Origin of the sequence: Lentzea indica (assembly GCF_012184385.1) — a bacterium.
Lineage (GTDB): Bacteria > Actinomycetota > Actinomycetes > Mycobacteriales > Pseudonocardiaceae > Lentzea > Lentzea indica.
Map to the genome: position 1 here is coordinate 20873 of NZ_VSRL01000111.1, position 6717 is coordinate 27589.

General features: G+C 68.6%; 6 protein-coding genes. All 6 read right to left on the reverse strand.

What is annotated here, in order from left to right:
- Positions 1 to 58: 58 nt before the first annotated feature.
- From FXN61_RS27025 to FXN61_RS27050, 6 genes are read right to left on the reverse strand one after another with little or no spacing between them, the layout of a single operon-like run.
- A complete protein-coding gene (locus tag FXN61_RS27025) occupies positions 59 to 967 on the reverse strand; it encodes an alpha/beta hydrolase (protein ID WP_167976833.1) in 909 nt (302 codons plus the stop codon).
- Positions 964 to 1782, reverse strand: coding sequence for a carbohydrate ABC transporter permease (locus tag FXN61_RS27030; RefSeq protein WP_167976834.1), 819 nt, complete (start codon positions 1780 to 1782; stop codon positions 964 to 966). Before FXN61_RS27030 ends, FXN61_RS27025 begins: the two co-directional genes overlap by 4 nt.
- Positions 1772 to 2659, reverse strand: a complete 888-nt coding sequence (locus FXN61_RS27035) for a carbohydrate ABC transporter permease (RefSeq protein ID WP_312878019.1) — start codon at positions 2657 to 2659, stop codon at positions 1772 to 1774. Before FXN61_RS27035 ends, FXN61_RS27030 begins: the two co-directional genes overlap by 11 nt.
- On the reverse strand, positions 2656 to 3861 hold the full coding sequence (locus FXN61_RS27040; protein WP_167976836.1) for an ABC transporter substrate-binding protein: 1206 nt from the start codon (positions 3859 to 3861) through the stop codon (positions 2656 to 2658). Before FXN61_RS27040 ends, FXN61_RS27035 begins: the two co-directional genes overlap by 4 nt.
- Positions 3862 to 3875: 14 nt before the next feature.
- Entirely contained in the window at positions 3876 to 5471 is a 1596-nt protein-coding gene (locus FXN61_RS27045) for an FAD-dependent oxidoreductase (RefSeq protein WP_167976837.1), read from the reverse strand.
- Positions 5472 to 5484: 13 nt separating this feature from the next.
- Complete coding sequence (locus FXN61_RS27050) at positions 5485 to 6474, reverse strand: LacI family DNA-binding transcriptional regulator (RefSeq protein ID WP_167976838.1); 990 nt, start codon at positions 6472 to 6474, stop codon at positions 5485 to 5487.
- Positions 6475 to 6717: the final 243 nt, after the last annotated feature.

The following is a 6717-nucleotide window of genomic DNA, read 5'->3' on the forward strand; positions in this document are numbered from 1 at the left end:
ACGGCGATGTGAGACTGTGTGAATGCCCGCCCGCTGGCGTCGCACAGCGGGCGGACCTTCACGCTGGAGGTGGTGGCCGACGCCGAGTCACGGCGGTGAGCCACGCGATCCGGGCGGCACGGGCTCTGCGGGCCAGCGCCGCGTCCGGTGCGAGCTGGTCGAACCCGTGGCACCCGCCCGGCCACACGTGCAGCTCGGCGTTCCCGCCTGCCCGCCAGATCCGTGAGGGGTAGTCGACGGCCTCGTCACGGAACAGGTCCGCCGAGCCGACGTCCACGTAGGTCGGTGGCAGACCGGAGAGATCGGCTGCCCGCGCGGGTGCGGCGAAGGGAGACACCTCCGGTCCACCCCGTGCGTCACCGAGCAGGGCGTTCCACCCCGTGATGTTCGACGTGCGCACCCACGTGGTGCCGTTCAGGAACTGGTGGCTGGAAGGGGTGTCGCACCTGTCGTCGAGCATCGGGCAGATCAGCAGCTGGCCGCGGATGGCCGGTCCGCCGAAGTCACGGGCCATCAGCGTCACCGCCGCCGCCAGCCCGCCACCCGCGGAGGTGCCGGCGACGACTGGGGAGACGAAACCGTTGCGCTCCATCCACGTCAGCGTCCGGTAGCAGTCCTGCACCGGTGCCGGATGCGGGTGCTCGGGCGCCAGCCGGTACTCCGGCGACACCAGCACGACGCCGAGCTCCTCGACCCACTCGGCCAGCACGTGGAGGTCGGTTCGCCGGGTGCCCGCGACCATCCCGCCGCCGTGCAGGTGCAGCACTGGCGGACCTGTGGAACGGGCCGGGCGCAACACGAGCACCGGCACGCCGTCCGCGTCCTCCTCTGTGAACGTGACCGAGCCGCCCCGCGTCAGTTCGGCGTCGGTGACGACCCGTCCACCAGCCCGTCTCTCCGCGATCCCGGCAGGCGTGAGCGGCGGCCGGGAGAGGTCGGCCAGCGCCGCGATCTCAGGATCGATCACCCCTTCACCCCTGTGTGCGCCAGGCCCTCGATGAACTGCCGCTGGGCCAGCACGAACACCACCAGGATCGGCACCGCGGTCATCGTCGCGGCGGCCAGCTGCACGTTCCACATGGGACCGCCGTAGATGTCGACGAACTGGGTCAGCGCCTGCGGCAGCGTGAACATGTCCGGTGTGGACAGATACACGATCGGTTCCAGGTACAGGTTCCACGAGTGCAGGAACGTGAAGATCGCGACCGCGCCCAACGCGGGCCGTGCCAACGGCAGCGCGACCCGGTAGAAGATCCCGGCTCGGCCGAGCCCGTCCATCCGCGCCGCCTCCTCCAGCTCCGGTGGCAGCGCGACGAAGAACTGGCGCATGATGAAGATCGCCAGCACACAGGGCGCGCCGAAGATCGGCACGATGATCAGCGGCCAGTGCGTGTTGGTCAGGCCGAGCGACTGGAACAGCTGGAACAGCGGCACGATCGTAACCTCGCTCGGGATGAGCAGGCCGGTCAGCACCACCACGAACAGCACGTTCTGGCCTGGGAACCGGATGCGCGCGAACGCGTACCCCGCCATGGCGGCGACCACCATCGTGCCGGCGGTGACGATCACCGCGATGTAGAGGCTGTTCCAGTACTGCTGCCCGAACGGCTGCATCCGGAACACCTGCGAGTACGTGGAGAACGTCCACTCCGACGGCAACAGCGACTCGGAGAAGATCTCACTGATCGGCTTCATCGACGAGGTGACCATCCACCACGTCGGGAACACGAACGGCACGCACAGCAGGCAGAGCAGCCCGTAGAGCGCCACCTTACGACTCATGGAGCACCCACTTTCGGCGCATCCGCCACTGCAGCAGGGTGAGCGCGGCGACGATGACGAACAGCAGCACCGAGATCGTCGCGCCGTAGCCGAAGTGGTGGAACTGGAACGCCTGCTGGTACAGGTAGTAGATCAACACGGTGGTCGACGTGCCGGGACCGCCCTGCGTGAGCACGGCGATCTGGGCGAACACCTGCAGCGAGCCGACGATCGTGATGATCGACGTGAGCAGGATCGTCGGGCTGATCAACGGGATGGTGATGCGGCGGAACCGCGTCCATGCCCCGGCACCGTCGATCTTGGCGGCCTCGTACAGCGGCGCGGGCACGCCCTGCAGCGCCGCGAGGAACAGCACCATGTTCAGCCCGACGTTCTTGATCACCTGCACGACGATCACCGCGACCATCGCGGCCGACTCGGTCCGCAGCCAGTTCGGGCCGTCGACGCCGACCACGCCGAGCAGGCCGTTCACACTGCCCTCCGGCTGCAGCATCAGCTGCCACACCAGCGTCCAGGCGACCAGCGACACCAGCACGGGGGAGAAGAACAACGTGCGGAACACCGTGGTGCCGCGCAGCTTCTGGTTGAGCAGCACCGCGAGCAGCAGGGCCAGCGACAGGTTCAGCACCACCAGTCCCGCGGCGAACCAGGTGGTCGCCACGAGTGACTCGCGGAGCTTCTCGTCGCTGAGCAGCCGCTCGTAGTTCTCGGCACCGATGAACTCGAACGTCCCGCCGAGCACGTTCCACTCGTTGAGGCTGTACCAGCCGACCAACGCCAGCGGTATCAGCACGAACGCGAGGCTGCCGAGAAGTGCGGGCGCGACGAACAAGTAGCCGACCAGGTTGTCGCGCCTGCGATACGTCCAGAACGTCACTTGCGCTCCAGCAACGGCTTGATCTTCGCGCACACCCCGTCGAGCACGCTGTCGACGTCCGCGTCGGCCTTCCACAACGGGTCCAGCGCCGCGCGGATCGTCTGGTTCAGCTCCTCCTGACCCTGGTGGCTGGGCTTGACCACGCCCTTGCTGATGCCCTCGACCACGACCGACTGCAGTTGCTCCGGCTTGATCAGCGGGTTGCTCTTGGCCAGGGTCTCCGCGTTGAGCAACGACGAGCGCACCGGCGGGAAGAACTGCGCGAGCTTCGCCGAGTTGGCCTCGTTGGTGAAGAAGCCGAGGAAGTCCGCCGCGGCCTCGGCGTTCTTCGACCGCTTCATCACGCCGACACCGGCCTGCCCGATCACCGCGTAGTCGCCCTTGGGGCCCGAGGGCAGCGGCACGAGGGTCCAGGTGAACTTGGCGTCCTTCAACGCACCCGCCCGCGAGATCTGGCTGATCGCCATGGCGGCGTTGCCCGCGAAGAAGTCCACGGTCGTGCCGGGGCCGGGGATCGCCTTGTCCGTGAAGATCGCCTTGTGGATGAACGACATCGCGTCCTTCATCTCAGCGCTCGCGAACCCGCACGACCTGCCGTCCTCGCTCCACGCGTTCGCGCCCCAGCCGCGCCAGATCGCCGAGAGCACCGCCCAGTTCTGGTACTTGAAGTCCGGCAGCACCAGGCCCTTGCCGGATGCCGCGGCGGCCGCGATCGCCTGGTCCCAGGTCCAGTTCGCGGGCACGTCCTTGACCAGACTGGTGTTGACGAAGAGCCCGAACGGAGAGGTGGAGAACGGGTACGCGTACAGCTCGCCGTCCTTCTGCCAGAGCTTCGTCGCCGACGGCACCAGCTCGTCCACCTTCTCGACCTTGCCCCTGATCGGCGCGAGCGCGCCGGAGGCGACGAAGTCCGGTGCCGACTCCTCCAGGATCCACGCCAGGTCGGGCGCGTTGCCGCCGGCGATCTGCGTGGTGAGCGTGGTGGTGTAGCCGTCGGCGGGGATCGAGTCGAACTTGATCTCGGTGACGTCCGGGTGCGACGCCTTGTACTCGGACGCGATCTCGTTGAGCAGCTTGAGATGTGCCTCGTTGGCCGTCCACACGGTCATGCGCAACGACTTCGGACCGGACTGGGCGGACGAACCACTGCACGCCGTGAGGGCGAGAAGTCCGGCGAGGATGAGTGCTGTCAGGCGTGACATCGTTGTCTCCTGGGTCAGTAACCGGACACGTCCGGCCAGCGGAGCTCGACCCCGTCGCGTTCCAGCCGGTGCTGGAAGTCCACGAGCAGGCCGGGGGTGTTGCGCACCGCGCGAGGGGTGACTCGGTGCGCCAGGCAGAAGTCCGCGAGCGCGCCCGCGACCTCGCCGACGTTCCACTCGACCGGGTGCAGCCGGTGGGAACCGTTGGTGATGTGGGTGGTGCCGATGTTCTTGCCCGCGGGCAGGAGGTTCTCCATCCGCACGGGAATGAGCGCGCCGAGCGGGATCTCGAACGGGCAGCTCGCGACGTCGAGGTAGTTGTCGCCGCCGGTCGAGGGGTGCAGGTCGATGCGGTACATGCCGACACCCACGGCGTCGGCGTGCTGCACCGCGCCCTTGTCGCCGCGCACGGCGAGTGAGAGGTCCTGCTCGACGATCGTGTACTCGGCCCTGATGCGCCGGGACTCGCGGATGTACGGCGCCTGGGCCAGTCCGTCCGCGCTACCGGTGACGTCACCGCGCAGGCGCAGGCCGGGGAAGCCGGTGCCGCCGTCCTGGCGACGTGCCTCGGTCTGCAGCCAGTACAGCACCGACCGCGAAAGCTCCCGTGCCGCCGCGATGTGCGCGTCCGCGTCCGGCACGTCGATCACCGGCGACTCGAAGTAGTCGATCATCGGCCAGTTGACCAGGCAGATGTCGCTCTCGTACGCGCCGTCGACGAAGTTGCGCCGGGCGGCGATGCGGCGGAACGTCCACAGGTTGCTGTCACCGGCACTGAGCCGCTGGTCGGAGACGACGGTCAGCGGATCGTCGTCCGGGTTGGGGGTGAACGTGCGCTCGGCGATGTTCAGCGTGCGCGGGTCGGGGGAGCGGAACGACAGCATCCGGTCGCCCCAGTACGACGGCTGGTAGTTCCGCCAGAAGTCGTACCGCGCCGGCTTGTCGATGGTGTGGTCGCCGCCGACGTGGTCGATCGCGAAACACACCGACATCGCCTGCATGTTCGCGGGCTGCGCGATCTCGGGTGCGCTCGGCTCGCCGGTGTCCAGAGTGGACTCGAAGCCGGTCACGTACTCCATACCGGACAACTGCAGCAGCTCACCGGTCTCCGTCGCGTCGAGGACGTACGGGGCGGAAAGCTCGATCTGCGAGCCGTTGTGCTCGACGGTGACCGACACGATCCTGTCGCCGTCGGTGCGCGCGGAGATCGGCCGGCAGGGTTGCAGCACGGTGAGTTTGCCGCTGCCGCGGTACGGCGCGAGCATCTCGTCGATCACCGCCACGGCGACGCGGGGCTCGTGGCAGAGCCTGCTCACGTTGCCCGCGCCAGGATTGAGCTCGCGCCACGCCCGTGCCCTCGGGGTCAGCGGGTAGCGGCGGCGGTAGTACTCGCGGATTCCGTCGCGCAACGCCCGGTAGCTCGCGGTGACACCGAAGCGTTCCACCCAGCTGTGCTCGTCCGGTGGCACCGCCTGGCTGGTGAGCTGGCCGCCGAGCCAGTCGAACTCCTCGGTGAGCACGACCCGGCGACCGGCGCGCAGCAGCGCCAGCGCGGCGGCGACTCCTCCGAGTCCGCCGCCGACCACGACGACGTCCGTGTTGTCCAGCAAAGGTTCCTCCTGATCAACCCAGCGTGGAGCCGGCGATGAACTCGCAGGTGAGCAGTTCCTGTGGGGTGGTGCCGTTCTCGAGCACCTCGGTCAGCGCCTGCACCGCCCGCCTGCCCATCTCGCGCCGGGGAATGCGGAATCCGGTCAGGTCGACCTCCTCGGGAGCGGGCCGGGTGGCCGCGCCGAGCATGAGCACGGAGAGGTCGCCGGGGACAGACAGGCCGCGCTCGCGGGCGGCGAGGACGAGCGCGGCACCGTCGGAGACCTCCTCGGCGAGCACGGCCGTGATGCCCGCGTCGAGCAACTGGTCAAGCCCGCCGAACGGCACGTGTGTGCCTTCGGCCCCTTGTGCGGCAACGGCTTCCCGGAACCCACGCAGCCGGTCGGCTGACGACTCCGCACCCGCGCCGACGCCGAGGTACGCGAGCCTTCGGTGGCCCAGCGCGACCGTGCGGTCCACCAGGTCCCGCACCGCGGCGCGGTAGTCGGCGCCGACGTGCGGCACAGGGCCGCCCGCGTCGTCGCGCCGTCCGATCGAGACGAACGGGATGCCCTCGGCCACGAGCTGGGCGAGATCGTCGCGGTCGATGGAACGACCTAGCAGCACGCACCCGTCAGCGAGCCGGATCCTGCTGTCGTCGCTGAAGATCCTCCGCTTGCCGCCCACGGCCGTGGCGCTGGTGAACAGCAGCAAATCACAGCCGGCCTCCTCCGCCTGCTCCTCGATGCCTTCGAGGAACGGCTGGTAGAAGTCCGCGCGGGTGCTCGGGAAGACGGCCTCGTAGGTGAACACGCCGAGGATGCGGTTGCGGTGGTCGTGCAGCCGGCGCGCGATCGGGTTCGCGACGTAGCCGGTCCGGCGGATCACCTCCAGCACTCGCGCACGTGTTTCCGGGGCGATGCGGACGCCGCCGTCCTGCCGGTTGTTGAGCACCAGTGACACCGTGGCCTGGCTGACGCTTGCCATCCGCGCGATGTCCTGCTGGGTGAGCCTCTTGGCCATGAGCACCTGCCAATTCGAATTGGCAGGGATTCTGCGTCTGCTCCCCGCTCGCCGTCAACCCTGTAATAATTCGAATTAGCATCTTGACGGGCGGGTTGGCTGCGGGCGAGGGTGCTCGGCCAAGGAGGTAGGCCCTTGACTTCTCCCTGCCCTGAAGGACAGGGATTCCCACCCGCCGTGCGGCGGGTAGCGCTTACGCGCTGGGCCTCGCGGCGCGGGTTTCCTGTTTCACTGCCGATCGCG

Coding starts and splice junctions, on each gene's coding strand:
- FXN61_RS27030 (WP_167976834.1), bottom strand. CDS start 1,782: ATGAGTCGTAAGGTGGCGCTCTACGGGCTGCTCTGCCTGCTGTGCGTG.
- FXN61_RS27040 (WP_167976836.1), bottom strand. CDS start 3,861: ATGTCACGCCTGACAGCACTCATCCTCGCCGGACTTCTCGCCCTCACG.
- FXN61_RS27050 (WP_167976838.1), bottom strand. CDS start 6,474: ATGGCCAAGAGGCTCACCCAGCAGGACATCGCGCGGATGGCAAGCGTC.